This is a genomic window from Streptomyces sp. NBC_00631, from assembly GCF_045206895.1.
In the GTDB taxonomy this organism is placed as follows: Bacteria; Actinomycetota; Actinomycetes; order Streptomycetales; family Streptomycetaceae; genus Streptomyces.
The window spans coordinates 2,202,323-2,222,039 of the sequence record NZ_CP107734.1 but is presented as its reverse complement, the minus strand read 5'-3'; the positions used below and the strand labels follow the sequence as shown (position 1 = coordinate 2,222,039).

Below are 19,717 nucleotides of genomic sequence, written 5' to 3'. Positions count from 1 at the left end.
GGCGTGGAAGCGGAGTGGTGACGTGACAGGCTGGCAGTTCTGGGTCGACCGTGGCGGTACGTTCACCGATGTCGTCGCGCGGCGCCCGGACGGCAGCCTGCTCACACACAAGCTGCTCTCCGACAACCCCGCGCGATACGCCGACGCGGCCGTGGCCGCGGTACACGAGCTCCTCGGCGGCTCCGGCGGCCCCGTCGACGCCGTCCGTATGGGCACCACGGTCGCCACCAACGCCCTTCTCGAGCGCACGGGCGAGCGCACTCTCCTCGTCATCACGCGCGGCTTCCGCGACGCCCTGCGCATCGCCTACCAGAACCGCCCCCACATCTTCGCCCGCCGCATCGAACTGCCGGAGCTGCTGTACGAACGGGTCGTCGAGGCGGACGAGCGCGTCGCCGCCGACGGCACCGTCCTGCGCGCACCCGACCTGGAAGCCCTGGCGGGCCCGCTCCGGGCGGCGTACGACGACGGGATCCGCGCCGTCGCCGTCGTCTGCATGCACAGCCACCTCTACCCCGCCCACGAGCAGGAGATCGGTGAGCTGGCCGCCCGCACCGGCTTCCCGCAGATCTCGCTGTCGAGCGAGGTCAGCCCGCTGATGAAGCTCGTCCCGCGCGGCGACACCGCCGTCGTCGACGCCTACCTGTCGCCCGTGCTGCGCCGCTACGTCCGCCATGTCGCCGACGAACTCGAAGGCGTGCGGCTGATGTTCATGCAGTCCAACGGCGGCCTCGCCGAGGCCGGGCAGTTCCGCGGCAAGGACGCCGTGCTCTCCGGACCGGCCGGTGGGATCGTCGGCATGGCCCGGATGTCGCAGCTCGCCGGCTTCGACCGGGTCATCGGCTTCGACATGGGCGGCACCTCCACCGACGTCTCCCACTTCGCGGGCGGCTACGAACGGGTCTTCACCACGCAGATCGCGGGCGTCCGGCTGCGCGCTCCCATGCTGGACATCCACACCGTCGCCGCGGGCGGCGGCTCGGTGCTGCACTTCGACGGCTCCCGCTACCGCGTCGGCCCGGACTCGGCCGGCGCCGACCCGGGCCCGGCCTGCTACCGGGGCGGCGGCCCGCTCGCCGTCACCGACGCCAACGTCATGCTCGGCCGGATCCAGCCCGGCCACTTCCCCCGCGTCTTCGGGCCGGAGGGGAACCAGCCCCTGGACGCGGACCTCGTCCGCGACCGCTTCACCGACCTTGCGCGGGAGATCCGCGAGCAGACCGGCGACGACCGCACCCCCGAGCAGGTCGCCGAGGGCTACCTGAGTATCGCCGTGGCCAACATCGCGGGCGCCGTGAAGCGGATCTCCGTCCAGAAGGGCCACGACGTCACCCGCTACGCCCTCACCACCTTCGGCGGAGCCGGCGGGCAGCACGCCTGCATGGTCGCCGACTCGCTCGGCATCCGCACCGTCCTGGTGCCGCCCATGGCGGGTGTCCTGTCCGCGCTCGGCATCGGGCTCGCCGACACCACCGCCATGCGTGAACAGTCCGTCGAGGCCCCCCTGGAGCCCGCCGCCATGGCCGGCATCCGCAAGACCGCCGACGCGCTGGAAGCCGCGGCCCGGGCCGAGCTCCTCGCCGAGGACGTACCCGAGGACCGCGTCGAAGTCACCCGCCGCGCCCAGCTCCGCTACGACGGCACCGACACCACCCTCACCGTCGAGCTCACCCAGCCCGACGCGATGAAACACGCCTTCGAAGAACGTCATCGCGCCACGTACTCCTTCACGCTCGACCGCCCGGTCGTCGTGGAAGCCCTCTCCGTGGAAGCCACCGGCATCACCCAACCCCCCGATCTCTCCGCCCTCGCCCCTTACGAGGGCACTCCCGCCACCCCACGGACCGTCCGCCTCCACACCGGCGGCACCTGGTGCGACGTACCCCTTCACCGCCGCGAGGACCTGCCCCCCGGCGAATCCGTCACCGGCCCGGCGATCATCACCGAGGCGGGCGCCACGACCGTCGTCGACGACGGCTGGCGGGCCGCGGCGAGCGACGACGGGCATCTGGTCATGGAACGCGTGGCGGTCACGCAGAGTTCCGAACTCGACACAGAAGCCGACCCGGTTCTCCTTGAGGTCTTCAACAACCTGTTCATGTCGATCGCCGAACAGATGGGCGCCCGCCTGGAGTCGACGGCCCAGTCCGTCAACATCAAGGAGCGTCTGGACTTCTCCTGCGCCCTGTTCGACCCGGACGGAAACCTGGTGGCCAACGCCCCGCACATCCCCGTCCACCTGGGCTCCATGGGCACCAGCGTCAAAGAGGTCATCCGTCGCCGCGGCACCTCGATGCACCCCGGCGACACCTACGCCGTCAACGACCCGTACCACGGCGGCACCCACCTGCCCGACGTCACCGTGATCACACCGGTCTTCGCCACGCAGGGTGACCGGATCCTCTTCTACGTCGCCTCCCGCGGCCACCACGCCGAGATCGGCGGCATCGCCCCGGGCTCCATGCCCGCGAACAGCCGCACCATCGACGAGGAGGGCGTCCTCTTCGACAACTGGCTGCTCACCGAGAACGGCCGGTTCCGCGAGGCCGAGACGCGCCGGCTGCTCGCCGAGGCCCGCCATCCCTCCCGCAACATCCCCACCAATCTCGCCGACCTGCGCGCCCAGATCGCCGCCAACCACAAGGGCGTCGACGAAGTCGGCCGGATGATCGAGGAGTTCGGCCTCGACGTGGTCCAGGCCTACATGCGGCACGTCCAGGACAACGCCGAGGAAGCGGTCCGCCGGGTCATCGACGCCCTCGACGACGGCGCCTACGCCTACGAGACCGACTCCGGCGCCGTCATCCGGGTACGCGTGCGCGTGGACCGCGACAGGCGGCGCGCCACCATCGACTTCACCGGCACCTCCGCCCAGCTCGGCACCAACTTCAACGCCCCGTTCGCCGTCGTCAACGCGGCCGTGCTCTACGTCTTCCGCACCCTCGTCGCCGACGACATCCCGCTCAACGACGGCTGCCTGCGCCCCCTCGACATCGTGGTACCGCCCGGTTCCATGCTCGCCCCCGAACCGCCGGCCGCCGTCGTCGCGGGCAACGTCGAGACCTCCCAGGCCATCACAGGCGCCCTCTACGCGGCGCTCGGCGTCCAGGCCGAGGGCTCCGGGACCATGAACAACGTCACCTTCGGCAACGAACGCCACCAGTACTACGAGACCGTCGCCTCCGGATCCGGTGCCGGCGACGGCTTCCACGGCACGAGTGCCGTACAGACCCACATGACCAACTCCCGGCTCACCGACCCGGAAGTCCTGGAATGGCGGCTGCCGGTCCGCCTCGACGAGTTCGCCGTACGGCGGCACAGCGGCGGCGCGGGCCACTGGCACGGCGGGGACGGCGCGGTCCGCCGCGTCCGCTTCCTCGAACCCATGACCGTCTCCACCCTCTCCCAGCACCGCCGCGTACCGCCGTACGGCATGGCAGGGGGCGAGCCGGGCGCGCTCGGTGCCAACCGGGTGGAACGGGCCGACGGCACGGTCACCGAACTCGGCGGCAGCGATGCCGCGAGCGTCGGCCCCGACGACGTACTCGTCATCGAAACCCCAGGTGGCGGCGGGTATGGACGCCCGTCACCCGGCACCCGATCCCCTCAACGACCCTCTCGAGCAGGAGAAGAGAACGATGATCTTCGGGCGATCTGAGCGCGGCAAGCCCCCGGTCGAGCCCGTCACGCTCAAGATCCTCGTGGCCGGCGGCTTCGGCGTGGGCAAGACGACCCTGGTCGGCGCGGTCAGCGAGATCAGGCCGTTGCGCACCGAGGAGCTGCTCACCGAGGCCGGGCGACCGGTCGACGACACCTCCGGCGTCGAGGGCAAGCACACCACTACGGTCGCCATGGACTTCGGCCGCATCACCCTGCGCGAGGACCTGGTGCTGTACCTCTTCGGCACGCCCGGCCAGGAACGGTTCTGGTTCATGTGGGACGAGCTCGCCGAGGGCGCGCTGGGAGCAGTCGTGCTCGCCGACACGCGCCGCCTGGAGGACTGCTTCGCCGCCGTCGACTACTTCGAGCGGCGTTCCATACCCTTCCTCGTCGGTGTCAACTGCTTCGATGACGCGGCCCGTTACCCGGCGGACGCGGTACGCAAGGCCCTCGATCTCGGCCCGGACGTACCGGTCGTGCTCTGCGACGCCCGGGACCGTGAGTCGGTCAAGGACGTGCTCATCGGCGTCGTCCGGCACGCGATGGCGTACGCGGCGGACCACCGGCAGGCCGTCACCACCTGAACGGCGGCGGCACGGCCCGCACCCCCGCCGACCGGGGTACGGGCCGTGGTCCCGGGGTGGTTACTCGCCGTCCTCCAGCCAGCCGAAGCTCTTCTCCACCGCCTTGCGCCAGTTCGCGTACTCCCGCTCGCGCACCGACGCCGCCATGGCGGGCGTCCACTCCACGTCCCTCTGCCAGTGCGACTTGAGCTCGTCCAGGTCGTTCCACACGCCGGTGGCCAGGCCGGCCGCGTAGGCCGCGCCCAGGCAGGTCGTCTCGGAGACCCGGGGCCGGATCACCGGTACCCCGAGGACGTCGGCCTGGTGCTGCATCAGGAGGTTGTTCCCGGTCATGCCGCCGTCCACCTTCAGGGTGGTGATCTGCACGCCGGAGTCCTGGTACATGGCGTCCACGACCTCCCGCGTCTGCCAGCTCGTCGCCTCAAGCACCGCGCGGGCCAGGTGCGCCTTGGTGACGTACCGGGTGAGCCCGGTGACGACGCCGCGCGCGTCCGCACGCCAGTAGGGCGCGAACAGGCCGGAGAAGGCGGGCACGATGTAGGCACCGCCGTTGTCGTCGACGCTCGCTGCCAGCGTCTCGATCTCGTCGGCGGTGCGGATGATGCCGAGCTGGTCGCGGAACCACTGGACGAGCGCGCCCGTTATGGCGATCGAACCCTCCAGGCAGTACACCGGAGCCTCGTCGCCGATCTTGTAGCCCATCGTGGTCAGCAGCCCGCTCTTCGACGGCACCGGCCGGTTGCCGGTGTTGAGCAGCAGGAAGCTGCCCGTCCCGTAGGTGTTCTTGGCCGTGCCGACGTCGTAGCAGGCCTGTCCGAAGACCGCCGCCTGCTGGTCGCCCAGCGCGGATGCCACCGGCACCCCGGCCAGCTGGCCGACAGCGGTGCCGTACACCTCGGCGGACGACCTGATCTCGGGCAGGATCGAGGCGGGGACGTTCATCGCGGCGAGGATGGCGGGGTCCCACTGGAGGGTCTCCAGGTTCATGAGCATGGTGCGCCCGGCGTTGGTGACGTCGGTGACGTGCCGGCCGCCGCCGGTGCCGCCGGTGAGGTTCCAGATCAGCCAGGAGTCGATGGTCCCGAAGGCGATCTCACCGCGTTCGGCCCGGTCCCGCAGCCCGGGGACGTTGTCCAGCAGCCAGGCCGCCTTGGGGCCCGAGAAGTAGCTGGCCAGGGGCAGCCCGGTCTGCTCGCGGAAGCGGTCCTGGCCGTCGCGGCCGCCGAGTTCACGGCACAGGGCGGCGGTGCGGGTGTCCTGCCAGACGATCGCGTTGTGCACCGGCTTGCCGGTGGCGCGGTCCCACAGGACGGTCGTCTCGCGCTGGTTGGTGATGCCCAGCGCACTCAGCTGGTCGGGGCGCAGACCCGCGTTGGCGAGCGCCCCGGCCACCACGGCCTGCACCTTGGACCAGATCTCGGTGGCGTCGTGCTCCACCCAGCCCGGCTTGGGAAAGATCTGGCGGTGCTCGCGCTGGTCGACGGCGACGATCGCGCCGTCGTGGTCGAAGATGATGCAGCGGCTCGACGTGGTGCCCTGGTCGATTGCGGCGACGTACTTCTCGGCGGTGTCCGTCATGGCTGCCCCTTGGTCGCTGGGTCGGAAGGCTGCGCGGGTGGGAGGGCCGCGCCGAGTCAGAAGGCCACGTTGTAGATGACGCCCGCGAGCGCCCCGCCGATCAGGGGGCCGGCGACCGGGATCCAGGCGTAACCCCAGTCCGAGGTGCCCTTGTTGGGGATCGGCAGGAAGGTGTGCACGATTCGGGGGCCGAGGTCGCGCGTCGGGTTGATGGCGTAGCCGGTCGGGCCGCCGAGCGACAGCCCGATGCCGACGACCAGCAGGGAGACGATCAGCACGGTGGTGCCGGACTCGCCGAGCCCCTTGGTCAGTCCGAACGCGAGGATCGGCAGGACGAGCGCGATCGTCGCGATGATCTCGGTGATGAGGTTGGCGACCGGATTCCGGATCTCCGGGATCGTGGAGAAGATGCCGAGCGTCGGCGTCGGCTCCTCTCCTGACTTCTCGTCGCGCACATTGGCCTGGAACTGGGCCAGGTAGACCAGGTACGTCAGCAGGGCCCCGAGCATCGCGCCGACGAACTGCCCGAGCAGATACACCCAGACCTTGTCCCACACCCCGGTGTCGACGGCGATGCCGATGGTGACGGCGGGGTTCAGCTGCCCACCGGAGAGCGGAGCGGCGGTGTAGGCGCCGGCCAGGACGCCGAATCCCCAGCCGAACGCGATCACCACCCACCCCGCGGCCCGGGCCTTGGAGTGTCTGAGGGTGACCGCGGCGCAGACGCCGGCACCGAACAGGATCAGGATGGCCGTACCGATGACTTCGCCGACGAATATGTCTCCGTTGCTCATGGCGGCTCCTAGGGCGCTGGCCGGGGGATCGACCCCGGCGCATTGAGCAGGAACGGTTCCCTTGGCGACGTCAGCCGAAGGCAGGGAAGGTCCCGCGCCCCGCCCGGCGTCTGTGACGAGCGTGCCGTGGCAGCCGAATCGCCCATGGGGGAACGAGCCTTGAGACAGGAGCGGCCCATGGCGCAGTGCCTGAATACGCCGAGAATGTACGGCGATGTCGACCGACACCGGAAGTTTTCACCGGCACTCAGGGGCCGTCAAGGTCGGTGACGGCAACGATGACAGGCGGCCCGCCGGCAGGCAGCTGTCACGGCTCCACCGCCGCGTACCCGGCCTGCGCCGGGTACGCGCCCGAGCCGCGCCGGATCTCGTGTCCGGGCAGTCCCGCCCGCCCCAGCACCCAACTCGCCCCGTGCAGCGCCTTGGCGGCCTTCTTGAGCGGCGCCAGACACGCGGCCGCCTCCCGGTGGTCGGCCACACTGCCCGGACCGCACACGACGGTGGCCAGGGACAGCGTGACGGGACGTCCGCCCGCGGACCAGGGCGCGTCGAGCACGGCGGCGACCGGATCGAGTCCCGCCTCGTCGGCGAGCACCAGGAAGTCGTCCCCGCCGATGTGCCCCACGCGCGCGTGCCCGACGGCCGCCTCCTGCAGTGCCCGCCCCACCGAACGGATCAGCTCGTCGCCCGCGGCGAACCCGGCACCGTCGTTCACCTGCTTGAAGTGGTCGATGTCCAGCCAGCTCAGCGCGAAGCCGCGGCCGCCCGCGAGCCACCGGTCCGCCTCGCCCGTGATCGCGTCCGAGCCGGGCAGCCGCGTCAGCGGGTTGAGCCCGGCCGCCTCCTCGACCCGGGTCTCCGCGAGCGCCCGTACGAGGTCGGCGAGGCGTACGACGCCCACACAGCGCCCGAACCGGTCGACGACCGCCACATCGTCCGAGGTGCGGTCCGGGCCGCCGGCGGCCACCACGTCCAGCGCCTCCCACGCGGTCGCGTCGACACCCACGGTGCGCGGGGCGTCGCCCAGCTTGAAGGCCGGGCGGTCCGCGTACAGGGCGTGCCCGTAGCGGCCGGACATCGACAGCAGGAACCGGGAGCGGTGCACCGACCGGACAGGGGCGCCCGTCTGGTCCACCAGGAGCACACCGGAGACGTCCGGGGAGCCGGTCAGCAGCGCCCGCACCTGCAACGCGGAGGCGGTGACCGGCAGGAGCGCGGCGGGCCGGACGAACTCCCGGACGGGCGGCCCGGAGCGCGGTGGCGGCACGACGGCGGGGGAGAGCGGCGGAACGTACACCTCCGAGACCGGGATCCGGGCAGGGGGCGCGAACAACTCGCCCTGGGCCAGTTGCGCCCCGGCCTCAAGCGCCGCCGCGTGCTGGAGTTCGGTCTCCACGCCTTCGACGGCCACCAGGGCGCCGAGTTCCTCGCACAGGGTCCGCATCGCCCGCACCGCGGCCGGCCGGGCGAGCAGTGAGGCGTCGAGCTTGACCAGGTCGGGGGAGAGGTCGGTGAGCAGCCGCAGCGGCACGTCCCCGTCGCCGATGCCGTCCGCGCTGATCCGGAAGCCCTGACCGCGCAGCACCGCCACGGCCTCCAGCAGGGCCCGCTGCGGCACGTGCGTGTACGGCGGGACGATGTCCAGGGTGACCTCCCAGGGCATCCGCCCGGCCTCGCGGACGGCTTCGGGTAGCGGCCCGATGCCGCCCAGGTCGGCGAGGGTGGCGGCGAAGACGTTGATGTGCAGGGGCAGCAGCGTCTCCTTGCGGGCCGCCGAGCGGAGGGCCAGCACGGCCAGCTTGCCGTCGAGTTCGGGATTCCGGCGGGCTTCGGCGAGGATGTCGCCGGTCTCGGGGCGGGCGAGGATCTCCAGTGCGGTGATCCCGCCGGTCGTCAGATTCACCACCGGCTGGAAGGCGAAACGGAGAGCATCCGTCCAGGTGCGCACGGGAGCATGATGACGCCGGCGGTGCGCGCCCAGGGGCAGTTCACGAGACGTTCACGCACCATTTCGGGGTGGTCACGCAGGGTATGGGCCCTGCGCTGTCACCCCGGCCCGTCAGCGCACCGCTATGACGGACGAACCGTGCCCGAACAGCCCCTGATTGGCCGTGATCCCCACGCGCGCGTGCGCCACCTGCCGGTCCCCCGCCGCGTCCCGCAACTGCCAGGTCAACTCGCAGACCTGGGCGAGCGCCTGAGCCGGCACCGCCTCCCCGAAGGACGCGAGCCCACCGCTGGCGTTGACCGGTATCCGGCCGCCCGGGGCCGTCGCGCCCTCGCGCAGCAGCTTCGCCGCCTCGCCTTCGCCGCACAGCCCCAGATCCTCGTACCACTGCAGCTCCAGCGCGGTGGACAGGTCGTACACCTCGGCGAGCGACAGCTCCTCGGGGCCGATACCCGCCTCCTCGTAGGCGGCCCGCGCGATCGACCCACGGAAGGAGTCCGGCGACGGCGCGACCGCCGCCGCGGAGTCGGTGGCGATGTCCGGCAGGTCCAGCACCGTGCTCGGATAGCGGGGCGTGACCGTGGAGACCGCCCGGATCCGCACCGGCCGCGCCGCCCCGTGCCGGCGCGCGAACTCCAGGCTGGACAGCACCAGCGCGGCCCCGCCGTCGGAGGTGGCGCAGATGTCGAGCAGCCGCAGCGGATCGGCGACCACCTGGGAGGCGGCGACCTCCTCGGCGGTGACCCGCTTGCGGTAGCGGGCGTACGGATTGAGCGCCCCGAGAGCCGAGTTCTTCACCTTGACCAGGGCGAAGTCCTCGGGCGTGTCTCCGAACACCGCCATCCGGCGGCGCGCGTACAGCCCGAAGTACGTCGGATTCGTCGCCCCCAGCAGCCGGAAGCGCAGCCAGTCGGGATCGTCCGGCCTCTCTCCTCCGGCGGGCCGGAAGAAGCCCTTGGGCGCCGCGTCCGCGCCCACCACGAGCACCACGTCCGCGAGACCCGCCAGGATCTGTGCCCGTGCCGCGGCGACCGCCTGGGCCCCGGACGCGCAGGCCGCGTACACGCTCGCGACCCGCGCCCCCTGCCAGCCCAGCGCCTTGGCGAAGGTCGCGCCCGCCACATAGCCGGGATATCCGCCACGCACCGTGTCCGCGCCCACGATCGAGCCGATGTCCCGCCAGTCGAGGCCGGCGTCCGCCAGTGCAGCGCGTGCCGCCGCCGTCCCGTACTCGACGAAGCCGCGTCCCCACTTGCCCCAGGGGTGCATGCCCACGCCGAGCACCGCCACGTCCGCCGTCATGCCGTCACCCCCGTCGGCCGCCAGTGCCAGGTCGTCCAGGTCGTCTCCGCGTCCTCGGCCAGAACTCCGGGGACGACCTCGACCGCCATGCCCACCGCCAGATCCGCGGCGGTGATCCCGGGAACCGCCTGTCCGAGCACCACGATCCGCTCGGTCTCCAGCTCCACAGCGATCAACGCGTACGGCTCCCACGGAAGTTCCGGGTCGCTCACATACGGTGACGGAGGTCGGTATCTGCTGTCGGTGTACGACCAGATCCGCCCGTGCCGGGAGAGCGGCACCTCCTCCAGCTCGCCGCCCGCGCACCCGGGGTTGCGGCAGCGCACGTCCTCGCGCGGGAAGAAGACCGAGGCGCAGGCCGCACAGCGGGTCCCCAGCAGCCGGAATCCGTCCCCCTCACCGGTGAACCAGCCGACGACCGCCGGCGTACGTGTAGGCGACAAAGCTCCTCCAGAAGTCCGGATCTGACGGAACGTCAGAAGTGTGCCACGGGTCGCCGGAGTTGGGCAGGCCGCGCCGGCGGACCTCACCGCTCCTCCCGCTCCCGGCGCCAGGTCGTCAGATGTCGGTTCACTTCCGGAATGATGTGCTCCGCCGCCCGTAAGACGTCGTTCTCCTGATCGGATAAAGTCCGCGCGTGTCCGAAAATCAGCACCCAATCGCCAACTCCGCTCCGGGCTCGCACTGTTCGAGCTGCGGAGCGGCCTACGGAGAGGGAATCTCCGGCTGGCCCCGCACCTGCCCGGCCTGCGGCCACGTCGTCTACCGGAACCCGCTGCCGGTGGCGATCGCCCTCCAGCCCGTCTACGACACGAAGGGCACCGCCCTAGTCGTCATCACCCGTACCGTGGCCCCCGCGCGCGGCGGCGTCGCGCTGCCCGGCGGCTACGTCGACGACCGGGAGGACTGGCGGCACGCCGTCGTCCGTGAGCTCAAGGAGGAGACGGGCATCGACGCGGCCGCCCGCGACGTACGGCTCGTCGACGCCATGAGCTCACCCGACGGGCACCTGCTGCTCTTCGGGCTCCTCCCGGAACGCCCGGCCGAAGGCCTCCCGCCGTCGGGCCCGACCGACGAGACGCAGGGCTGGCACCTCCTGCGCCGCCCCGAGGAGCTCGCCTTCCCGTTGCACAGCGTGGCCGTACGCGCGTGGTTCGAGGGCCGCTACTGAGCCCTCCGGCTCATTCCAGCCCCCTGACTCGGACGGGGTGGGACGGCTCGCGCACGCCGTTCTCGTCCTCGCGTCGCACGACCACCCGCCGGCCCTGCCACCGGGCGACGTAACGCTCGACCTCCGGCTCGTCCCAGCCGTCGCCCGCGTCCGGCACGAACAGCCCGCCTCCCGTCCGCCCCCGGACGGGCGCCCACACCTCAAGCCGCGTCCCGCCGTCCTCGTCCCGCACGGGCAGGACGGCACCCGCGCGTGCCAGCACCGGGATCCGCGACAGCGGGGCATCGAGGAGCACCTGCCCCGGCCCCTCGTACGCCTGCTCGGTCACCGTGTCGTACCAGCGCCCACGGGGCAGCTGCACCGCACGCCGGTCGGTACCCGGACCCAGCACCGGAGCCACCAGCAGGGCGTCGCCCAGCAGGAACGCGTCCTCGCAGTCGCGCAGCGCCCGGTCCTCCGGCGAACCCCACCACACCGGCCGCACATACGGCGCTCCGGTCCGCCGCGCGAGCTGCGCCAGCGTCATGAAGTACGGCAGCAGACGCCGCCGTTCGAGAAGCGCCACGCGCGCGTGCTCCAGCACCTCGGCCCCGAACTCCCACGGCTCCCGGCGCCCCGCCCGCATGCTCGCGTGGGTACGGAACAGCGGCAGATAAGCGCCCAGCTGGAACCAGCGCAGAAACAGCTCCGGGGACGGACTCCCGTCGAAACCGCCCACGTCCGGCCCCGAGTACGGCACCCCGCACAGCCCGAGCCCCAGCACCAGCGACAGCGACGCGCGCAGCCCCGGCCAGCCGGTGGCGACGTCTCCGGACCATGCGCCCCCGTAGCGCTGCACACCGGCCCAGCCCGAGCGGGAGAACAGGAAGGGCCGCTCCCGTGGCGTGATTTCGCGCAGGCCCTCGTAGGCCGCCCGCGCCATGCAGAGCGCGTAGACGTTGTGCGCCTCCCGGTGATCGCCGCCCCTGCCCTCCAGGGCGTGCCGGGTCGAGCGCGGCAGCGTCGACTCGCCGAAGGCGCTGAAGGACGTGGGCTCGTTCATGTCGTGCCAGAACCCGGCGAAGCCCAGCGCGAGCCGCTCCTCGTACAGTCCGCCCCACCATGAACGCACGCGCGCGTCGGTGAAGTCGGGGAAGACCGTCTCCCCGGGCCACGCCACCCCCTGCACCGTCCGCCCCGACGCGTCACGGACGAAGGCGTCGACGGCCGTCCCGCTGTCGTGGACCGCGTTGCCCTGCTCGGCCTTCACCGCCGGATCGACGATCGACACCAGCCGGATCCCGTCCCGCCGCAACTCCTCCGCCAGCGTCGGCAGCTTCGGGAAGCGCTCGCGATCGACCGTGAACACCTGATGGGCGTCGAAGTGGTCGATGTCCAGATGCACGGCGTCCAGCGGCAGGCCGCGTTCCTGGTAACCGGCGACGATCCGCCGCACCTCCTGCTCGCTGCCGAAACCCCAGCGCGCGTGGTGATGGCCCAGCGCCCACGCCGGCGGCAGCGCGGGCGCGCCCGTGAGCGAGGCCCAGGTGTGCAGCACGCGCGCGGGGGTGCCCACCATCACCCAGCAGCGCAGCGGACCGCCGTCCATCCGCAGCTCGCAACGCCCGGCCCGGTCGTGCCCGGAACCGGCACCCTCCTCGCCCTCCAGGAGTGTCACCGTCCCGTCCCAGGAACTGTCGTGGAACACCAGATGCGCCGCCGCGTCCGCCACCACCAGCTGGACCGGCATGGTGATGTACAGCGGATCGTCACCCGGCCCGAAGGCGCGGCCGGGATCGGTGTTCCACAGCCGGTACGTGCCGTCCCGCAGCCGCGGCCCCGAGGCACGCCCGCCCAGTCCGAAGAACCGCGCGTCCGCGGCCACCTCCGACCGCTGCACCCAGCGCGCCGGACCCCCGCCCACCGGCTCCCACCAGCGCGGCGGCAGCTCCCGCCGCAGCCTCACGCCACCGGGCGTGCACACCTCCACCGCACCGTGCCGCGAGACGCTGACCGTCACCCGCTCCGCCACGACCCGCCAGCCGCCGTTGGTGTCCGGTTCGAGGACCGCCCGCGGATCCGGCTCCGGGCAGTGCCCCGCGAGGGCGTACGACGGTTCGGGACCGGCCCCGTCCCAGGCCCAGAAGACGGCCCCGTTCACGGCGACCATGATGCGCAGCTCGGACCGGCTGAACCGGATCACACCGCCGCCCGGCCCCGGCTCCGCGTCCTGCACCGGCCCCGGCACCCGGGCCCGCTCCGCGCCCCGTGCGGGCAGCCCGGCGGCATCGATCCGCCTCCTGCGCCACGCCGCCCGTACGGTACGCAACCCCTGAGCCGCGTTCCTCGAACCGACCACTCTTACCGAACGCACCAGGTCACGACCGTCCATGCTGCTCACCCTGCCACTCAGCGCTCCACACGCGCGTGCCGTTCAACTGCCGTTCACCCGTGCCGGGACCACATCTTCACGACACGGACTATGTGGAGCGCGCCCTGGTGTAGAAGTCGATCACATGGCATCGTCCCTGTCAGCCGCGTCACGCGCACACCCCAGCCGTGCGCGTCCCACGCACACCAGCGCAGAAGCCCGGGAGCCGCCCCATGTCGACCGCGAACCCCCAGCCGCTCTGGCAGCCCGATCCGCAGCGGATCGCCCAGGCACGCGTCACCAGGTTCCAGACCTGGGCGGCGGAACACCACGGAGCCCCCGCCGACGGCGGATACCCGGCCCTGCACCGCTGGTCCGTCGACCACCTCGACACCTTCTGGAAAGCCGTCACGGACTATTTCGACGTGCGGTTCTCGACGCCCTACGCGCGCGTGCTCGGCGACCGCGCCATGCCCGGCGCCGAGTGGTTCCCCGGCGCGAGGCTGAACTACGCCGAGCACGCCCTGCGCGCCACCGCCACCCGCGCGGACGAACCCGCCCTCCTGTACGTCGACGAGACCCACGAACCCCGCCCGGTCACCTGGGCGGAGCTGCGCCGCCAAGTGGGCTCCCTGGCTGCCGAACTCCGCAGCCTCGGCGTCCGCCCCGGCGACCGTGTCAGCGGCTACCTCCCGAACGTCCCGCAGGCCGTGGTCGCCCTCCTCGCCACCGCGGCCGTGGGCGCCGTCTGGACCTCCTGCGCCCCGGACTTCGGCGCCCGCAGCGTCCTGGACCGCTTCCAGCAGGTCGAACCCGTGGTCCTGTTCACCGTCGACGGCTACCGGTACGGCGGCAAGGAACACGACCGCCGTGAGATCGTCGCTGAACTCCGCCGCGAACTGCCCACCCTGCGCGCCGTCGTCCACATCCCGCTGCTCGGCACCCCGGCCCCCGAAGGCGCCCTGGAGTGGTCGGCCCTGACCTCCGCCGACACCGAGCCGGAGTTCGAACAGGTCCCGTTCGACCACCCCCTGTGGGTGCTGTACTCCTCGGGCACCACCGGCCTGCCCAAGGCCATCGTCCAGTCCCAGGGCGGCATCCTGGTCGAACACCTCAAACAGCTCGCACTCCACTGCGACCTGGGCCCCGAGGACCGTTTCTTCTGGTACACCTCGACCGGCTGGATGATGTGGAACTTCCTGGTCTCCGGCCTCCTCACGGGCACCACGATCGTCCTCTACGACGGCAGCCCCGGTCATCCCGACACCGGCGCCCAGTGGCGCGTCGCCGAGCGCACCGGAGCCACCCTCTACGGCACCTCCGCCGCATACGTGATGGCCTGCCGCAAGGCCGGCGTGCGCCCCTCCCGCGACTACGACCTCTCCCGGGTGAAGTGCGTCGCCACCACCGGCTCCCCGCTGCCCCCCGACGGCTTCCGCTGGCTGCACGACGAGGTCCGCGACGACCTCTGGATCGCCTCGGTCAGCGGCGGCACGGACGTGTGCTCCTGCTTCGCGGGCGCCGTACCCACCCTCCCCGTGTACACCGGCGAACTGCAGGCACCAGGCCTCGGCACCGACCTCCAGGCCTGGGACCCGGCCGGACATCCCGTCATCGACGAAGTGGGCGAACTGGTCGTCACCAACCCCATGCCGTCCATGCCGATCCGCTTCTGGAACGACCCCGACGGCAGCCGCTACCACGAGAGCTACTTCGACACCTACCCCGGCGTGTGGCGCCACGGCGACTGGATCACCGTCACCGCACGCGGCTCGGTGATCATCCATGGCCGCTCCGACTCCACGCTCAACCGCCAGGGCGTGCGGATGGGCTCGGCGGACATCTACGAGGTGGTCGAGCGCCTCCCCGAGATCAGGGAGTCCCTCGTCATCGGTGTCGAGCAGCCCGACGGCGGCTACTGGATGCCCCTCTTCGTCCACCTGGCGCCGGGCGCGGTCCTCGACGAGGCCCTGCTGAACCGCGTCAAGCAGGCCATCCGCGAACAGCTCTCGCCCCGGCACGTCCCCGACGAGATCATCGAGGTCCCCGGCGTCCCGCACACCCTCACCGGAAAGCGCATCGAGGTCCCGGTCAAACGCCTGCTCCAGGGCGCGCCTCTGGAGAAGGCCGTCAACCCCGGCTCCATCGACAACCTCGACCTGCTGAGCTACTTCGAGGACCTGGCCCGCAAGCGCGCCTGACCTTCCCGAGCGCCGCGCTCACCCCCCGTAGGCGCCCTCGGACTCGCCCAGGACGGCGGCGAAGTCCGAGGGCAGCCGCATCGCGTCAGCGGGCTCCAACCCGGCGGCCGTGATCCGTACACCCCGCCCGGCCGACAACCGGAAGCAGGTCCCGGCGGCCACCCACCAGCCGTACGACCGCAGTCCATCGAGCACTCTCCGCCGTCCGTCGGCGGAACCGTCACGGCCGGCCTCCTGCTCACCGCCGCGACCGCCGCCTTCACCGTCGCCGAGATGCTCCACGCCACCATCTCCTGGGAGCTCTCCGTCGCCCTCGCACCCGACACCGCCCAGAGCGCCTGCCCCACTCGCCGTCACCGCCGCCATCGCCACCGGACCGCCCGGCTGGGCCACCTTCGGCGTCTTCATCGCCCTGACCTGCGCAATCCAGCCCCGCCAGGTGCGTGACCGGCTTCCACGCCCGCGTTGTCAGTGCCGCCGATTACTGTGAGTGAGCATTGACCGAGCGCACACAGGGGGAATCATGGCGCACACCGACCACCGGACCATGCGACGCGTCCTGCGCCGCGAAATCGCCGGCACCATCGGCCTGCTGACCGACGAGCACGACTTCCGCGCCATGCGGCGCTACCGCACCTTCACCTTCGACGACCACCTCACCTACCTCCGCCAGATGGAAGCCGTCCTCAGGACCCGCGCCGCCGAGGGCACCCACACCACACTCGCCCTGTTCGACCCCGAGGAATACGCAGAGTTCTGCACGGCCACCGGGCTCGACCCGGACAACCCGGCCAGCCGCACCCGCTTCACCGCCGAACTCGCGGCCACCGGCGCCACCGTCCCGTACGACGGCCGACCCCTCACCGACCTCGTCCCCGCTCTCGTCGACGAGGCGGTACGCCAGGCCACCTGGGAGTACGCCAGCACCCTCCTCGCCCGCCTCGGACCCTGCGCCACCTGCGGCGAGGACGTCGGACGCGCCGCCTTCACCCGCGCCTCCCACCTCCTGACCCGCATCCTCGACACCGCCCCCGCAGGCAACCGGCACCTCGTCTGCAGCGTCTCCGGACCACCCGAAACCCTCGTCACCGTCCTGCACGCCGACCAGAACAGCGAAGGCACCACCGACCTCGACGAGGCCGAAGCCCTCGAATTCACCAGCGTCCTCGCCCTCGGCCTCGCCACCAACAGCCCCGGTGGACTCGTCATGCGCACCACCGCCCCCGCCACCCCCGACCGCGTCTACGGCTGGCGACTGCGCGGCAACAACCTCGCCCCCCTCACCGCCGGCGAGGTCTTCGACGCGTACTGCACCGACGTCGAATCCGGAGACCTCATCTCACCGGAATCAGACGTCGACTACTGCGCACCGCCCGACCTCGGCGACCAGGAGACGACACCGGGCCACCACCACTGAAACCACCAGGGGCGCTCCACCCGCCTGTGAGCGCCCCTGGAAAGAAAGCCGATCACGGCCCTGGCCGACTACTCGCCGGACAGCACCGCCTGGGCCGCCACCCGGGCCTCCTCCGCACTGTCCGTGGCACGCGCCGCCGCCGCGGCCCGCTCGCACTGGGCCAGCGTGTACTTGGCCAGCATCGCCCGGACATAAGGAATCGACGCCGCACCCATGGAGAGGGAGGTGACACCCAGACCCGTCAGCACACAGGCCAGCAGCGGATCCGACGCGGCCTCACCGCACACGCCACAGCTCTTGCCCTCGGCCTTCGCCGCCTCCGCCGACAGCGCGACCAGGTCGAGCAGCGCGGGCTGCCACGGATCCTGCAGCCGGGACACCGCACCCACCTGACGGTCCGCGGCGAAGGTGTACTGGGCCAGGTCGTTCGTCCCCAGCGACAGGAACTCGACCTCCTCAAGGACCGAGCGAGCCCGCAGCGCGGCCGACGGAATCTCCACCATCGCGCCGAACTTGGCCCGCAGCCCAGCCTCCCGGCAGGCGTCCGCGAACGCCTTCGCGTCGGCGCGGTCCGCCACCATCGGAGCCATCACCTCAAGGTGGACGGGCAGCCCCTCGGCCGCCTTCGCCAGCGCCGTCAGCTGGGTGCGCAGCACCTCGGGGTGGTCGAGCAGCGTCCGCAGACCACGCACGCCCAGCGCCGGGTTCGGCTCGTCCGCCGGCGTCAGGAAGTCCAGCGGTTTGTCCGCGCCCGCGTCCAGCACCCGCACGACGACCCGGCCCTCCGGGAACGCCTCCAGCACCTGACGGTAGGCCTCGACCTGCTTCTCCTCGGAAGGAGCACTCTTGCTGTCGTCCAGGAACAGGAACTCGGTACGGAACAGACCGACACCCTCGGCACCGGCCTCCACCGCGGCCGGCACGTCCGCGGGCCCGCCCACGTTGGCCAGCAGCGGCACCTTGTGCCCGTCCGCGGTCGCACCCGGGCCGGTCGAGGCGGCCAGCGCCGCCTTCCGCTCGGCGGCCGCCGCCTGCAGCGCCGCCTTCCTCTCCGCACTCGGGTTCACGAAGATGTCCCCGGTGCTGCCGTCGACGGCGACCACGGTGCCCTCGGTGAGCTCCCCGGCACCCGGCAGCGCCACCACGGCCGGCACACCGAGCGCCCGAGCCAGGATCGCGCTGTGGCTCGTCGGCCCGCCCTCCTCGGTCACGAAACCGAGTACCAGAGCCGGGTCGAGCAGCGCCGTGTCCGCCGGCGCCAGATCCCGCGCCACCAGTACGTACGGCTCATCACTGTCCGGGACACCCGGCATCGGAACGCCCAGCAGCCGGGCGACGATACGATTCCGCACGTCGTCCAGGTCGGCCACCCGACCGGCAAGGTACTCGCCCGCTCCGGCCAGCAGCTCGCGGTACGCGGCGAACGCGTCGTAGACGGCACGCTCGGCGGTGCTGCCGACCGCGATCCGGCGGTCCACGTCGGACATCAGCTCGGGGTCCTGCGCCATCATGGCCTGCGCCTCAAGCACCGCCTGGGCCTCGCCGCCCGCCAGATTGCCGCGTGCCATCAGGTCGGCGGCCACGGCGTCCACCGCCTGCCGGGCCCGCCCCTGCTCCCGCTCCGCCTCTTCGGCGGGGATCTGCTTGGCAGGCGGCTCCAGCACCGCCGTTCCCATGTGCCGAACCTCGCCGATCGCCACACCGTGGCTCACGCCGACGCCTCGCAGCGTTGTCTCCATCTCACCCGTCTCCGAATAGTGCGGCGGGTCCCGCCGCCGCGGTGGTCGTCATGTCGCCGCTTTCTCCGTACTACGACGGCAGGGCGGCGGGGTCGTCGGTCCGGGACGAATCAGTTCCAGGCGAACAGGGTGTCGCCGGCCTTCACGTCATCGTCTTCGCGGAGCGCGGAGAGGGAGTCGGCCGTGGCCTCCAGGGCCACGACAGGGCAGACCGGAGACTTCCCCGCGGCCTCCACCTCAGCCGGGTTCCAGCGCACCACGGCCTGGCCCCGGGTCACTGTGTCCCCCTTGTTGACGAGCAGCTCGAAACCCTGCCCGTTGAGCTGCACGGTGTCGATACCGAGGTGGGTGAGTACACCGTGGCCACTGTCGTCGACCACGACGAACGCGTGCGGGTGCAGGGAGACGACGACTCCGTCCACGGGCGCCACGACCGCGGACGGCTCACGCACGGGGTCGATGGCGGTACCCGGGCCGACCATGGCCCCGGCGAAGACCGGATCCGGCACTGCGGCCAGTCCGACGGCACGTCCTGCGAGCGGGGACGTCACGGTGGTCATGGGAAGCCTCCCAGAAGTGGAGCTGCGTACGGGCCGTCACTGCCTGTTCCGGACGGCACTGACCAGCAGCGTATGTCATATGAAGTGGCGGTTCCGCATGGAAGCTACCAGCTAGTGGTCTAGACCACCAGCCTATTGGATTTGCACGGCCTTCGGGGCTCCGTGTACAGTCGTACTCCTGCTTGGGGCGAGGCGGTGCGGTAAAGCGTCGCCACCCGAACAGCACTCAAACTTGTCAGATCCTAACTCGGGATCACTTTTCGCATGTCTGCGGGAGGGTGGTCAGAGAGACGGAAAAACACTGATAGAGTTTGGAACACCGAAGGGAAGCCCGGAGGAAAGCCCGAGAGGGTGAGTACAAAGGAAGCGACCGTTCCTTGAGAACTCAACAGCGTGCCAAAAGTCAACGCCAG

Annotated in this window: 14 protein-coding genes; 5 read left to right on the top strand and 9 right to left on the bottom strand. The window is 71.6% G+C overall.

The features are described from left to right. Positions 1–22 precede the first annotated feature (22 nt). Together OHB00_RS10170 and OHB00_RS10165 are read left to right on the top strand one after the other, a co-directional pair. Complete coding sequence (locus OHB00_RS10170; RefSeq protein ID WP_406433428.1) at positions 23–3,658, top strand: hydantoinase B/oxoprolinase family protein; 3,636 nt, start codon at positions 23–25, stop codon at positions 3,656–3,658. After that, a complete protein-coding gene (locus tag OHB00_RS10165) occupies positions 3,639–4,244 on the top strand; it encodes a GTP-binding protein (protein WP_406433426.1) in 606 nt (201 codons plus the stop codon). The genes OHB00_RS10170 and OHB00_RS10165 overlap by 20 nt, the downstream gene beginning before the upstream one ends. 60 nt (positions 4,245–4,304) lie before the next feature. On the opposite strand, the gene glpK is transcribed toward OHB00_RS10165, so the two are convergent. The 5 genes from glpK to OHB00_RS10140 form a co-directional block, all read right to left on the bottom strand. Then, positions 4,305–5,822, bottom strand: coding sequence for a glycerol kinase GlpK (gene glpK, locus OHB00_RS10160; protein ID WP_406433424.1), 1,518 nt, complete (start codon positions 5,820–5,822; stop codon positions 4,305–4,307). 56 nt (positions 5,823–5,878) lie between these two features. After that, on the bottom strand, positions 5,879–6,616 hold the full coding sequence (locus tag OHB00_RS10155) for an MIP/aquaporin family protein (protein ID WP_406433422.1): 738 nt from the start codon (positions 6,614–6,616) through the stop codon (positions 5,879–5,881). Positions 6,617–6,923: 307 nt separating this feature from the next. Further along, positions 6,924–8,564: an EAL domain-containing protein gene (locus tag OHB00_RS10150; protein WP_406433420.1), complete on the bottom strand. Its 1,641-nt coding sequence runs from the start codon at positions 8,562–8,564 to the stop codon at positions 6,924–6,926. A 111-nt stretch (positions 8,565–8,675) separates the two neighbouring features. After that, positions 8,676–9,866 (bottom strand): lipid-transfer protein, encoded by a 1,191-nt coding sequence (locus OHB00_RS10145; RefSeq protein WP_406433418.1) that lies wholly within the window; start codon positions 9,864–9,866, stop codon positions 8,676–8,678. Next, positions 9,863–10,309 carry a Zn-ribbon domain-containing OB-fold protein gene (locus OHB00_RS10140; RefSeq protein WP_406433416.1) on the bottom strand — a complete coding sequence of 149 codons (447 nt, stop codon included), beginning with the start codon at positions 10,307–10,309 and terminating at the stop codon, positions 9,863–9,865. Before OHB00_RS10140 ends, OHB00_RS10145 begins: the two co-directional genes overlap by 4 nt. 194 nt (positions 10,310–10,503) lie before the next feature. Here OHB00_RS10140 and OHB00_RS10135 point away from each other — a divergent pair, with 194 nt between their 5' ends. Next, positions 10,504–11,037 (top strand): NUDIX domain-containing protein, encoded by a 534-nt coding sequence (locus OHB00_RS10135; RefSeq protein ID WP_406433414.1) that lies wholly within the window; start codon positions 10,504–10,506, stop codon positions 11,035–11,037. A gap of 10 nt (positions 11,038–11,047) precedes the next feature. On the opposite strand, the gene OHB00_RS10130 is transcribed toward OHB00_RS10135, so the two are convergent. Beyond that, complete coding sequence (locus OHB00_RS10130; protein WP_406433412.1) at positions 11,048–13,408, bottom strand: glycoside hydrolase family 31 protein; 2,361 nt, start codon at positions 13,406–13,408, stop codon at positions 11,048–11,050. A 212-nt stretch (positions 13,409–13,620) separates the two neighbouring features. Between OHB00_RS10130 and OHB00_RS10125 the strand changes: the two genes are divergently transcribed. Then, on the top strand, positions 13,621–15,588 hold the full coding sequence (locus tag OHB00_RS10125; protein ID WP_406433410.1) for an acetoacetate--CoA ligase: 1,968 nt from the start codon (positions 13,621–13,623) through the stop codon (positions 15,586–15,588). Positions 15,589–15,606: 18 nt separating this feature from the next. On the opposite strand, the gene OHB00_RS10120 is transcribed toward OHB00_RS10125, so the two are convergent. Then, positions 15,607–15,996 carry a hypothetical protein gene (locus tag OHB00_RS10120; protein ID WP_406433408.1) on the bottom strand — a complete coding sequence of 130 codons (390 nt, stop codon included), beginning with the start codon at positions 15,994–15,996 and terminating at the stop codon, positions 15,607–15,609. 115 nt (positions 15,997–16,111) lie between these two features. Here OHB00_RS10120 and OHB00_RS10115 point away from each other — a divergent pair, with 115 nt between their 5' ends. Then, positions 16,112–17,005, top strand: coding sequence for a hypothetical protein (locus OHB00_RS10115; RefSeq protein WP_406433406.1), 894 nt, complete (start codon positions 16,112–16,114; stop codon positions 17,003–17,005). A gap of 68 nt (positions 17,006–17,073) precedes the next feature. On the opposite strand, the gene ptsP is transcribed toward OHB00_RS10115, so the two are convergent. Next, positions 17,074–18,744: a phosphoenolpyruvate--protein phosphotransferase gene (gene ptsP / locus OHB00_RS10110; protein ID WP_406433404.1), complete on the bottom strand. Its 1,671-nt coding sequence runs from the start codon at positions 18,742–18,744 to the stop codon at positions 17,074–17,076. 110 nt (positions 18,745–18,854) lie between these two features. After that, positions 18,855–19,304, bottom strand: a complete 450-nt coding sequence (locus tag OHB00_RS10105; protein WP_406433402.1) for a PTS glucose transporter subunit IIA — start codon at positions 19,302–19,304, stop codon at positions 18,855–18,857. Positions 19,305–19,717: the final 413 nt, after the last annotated feature.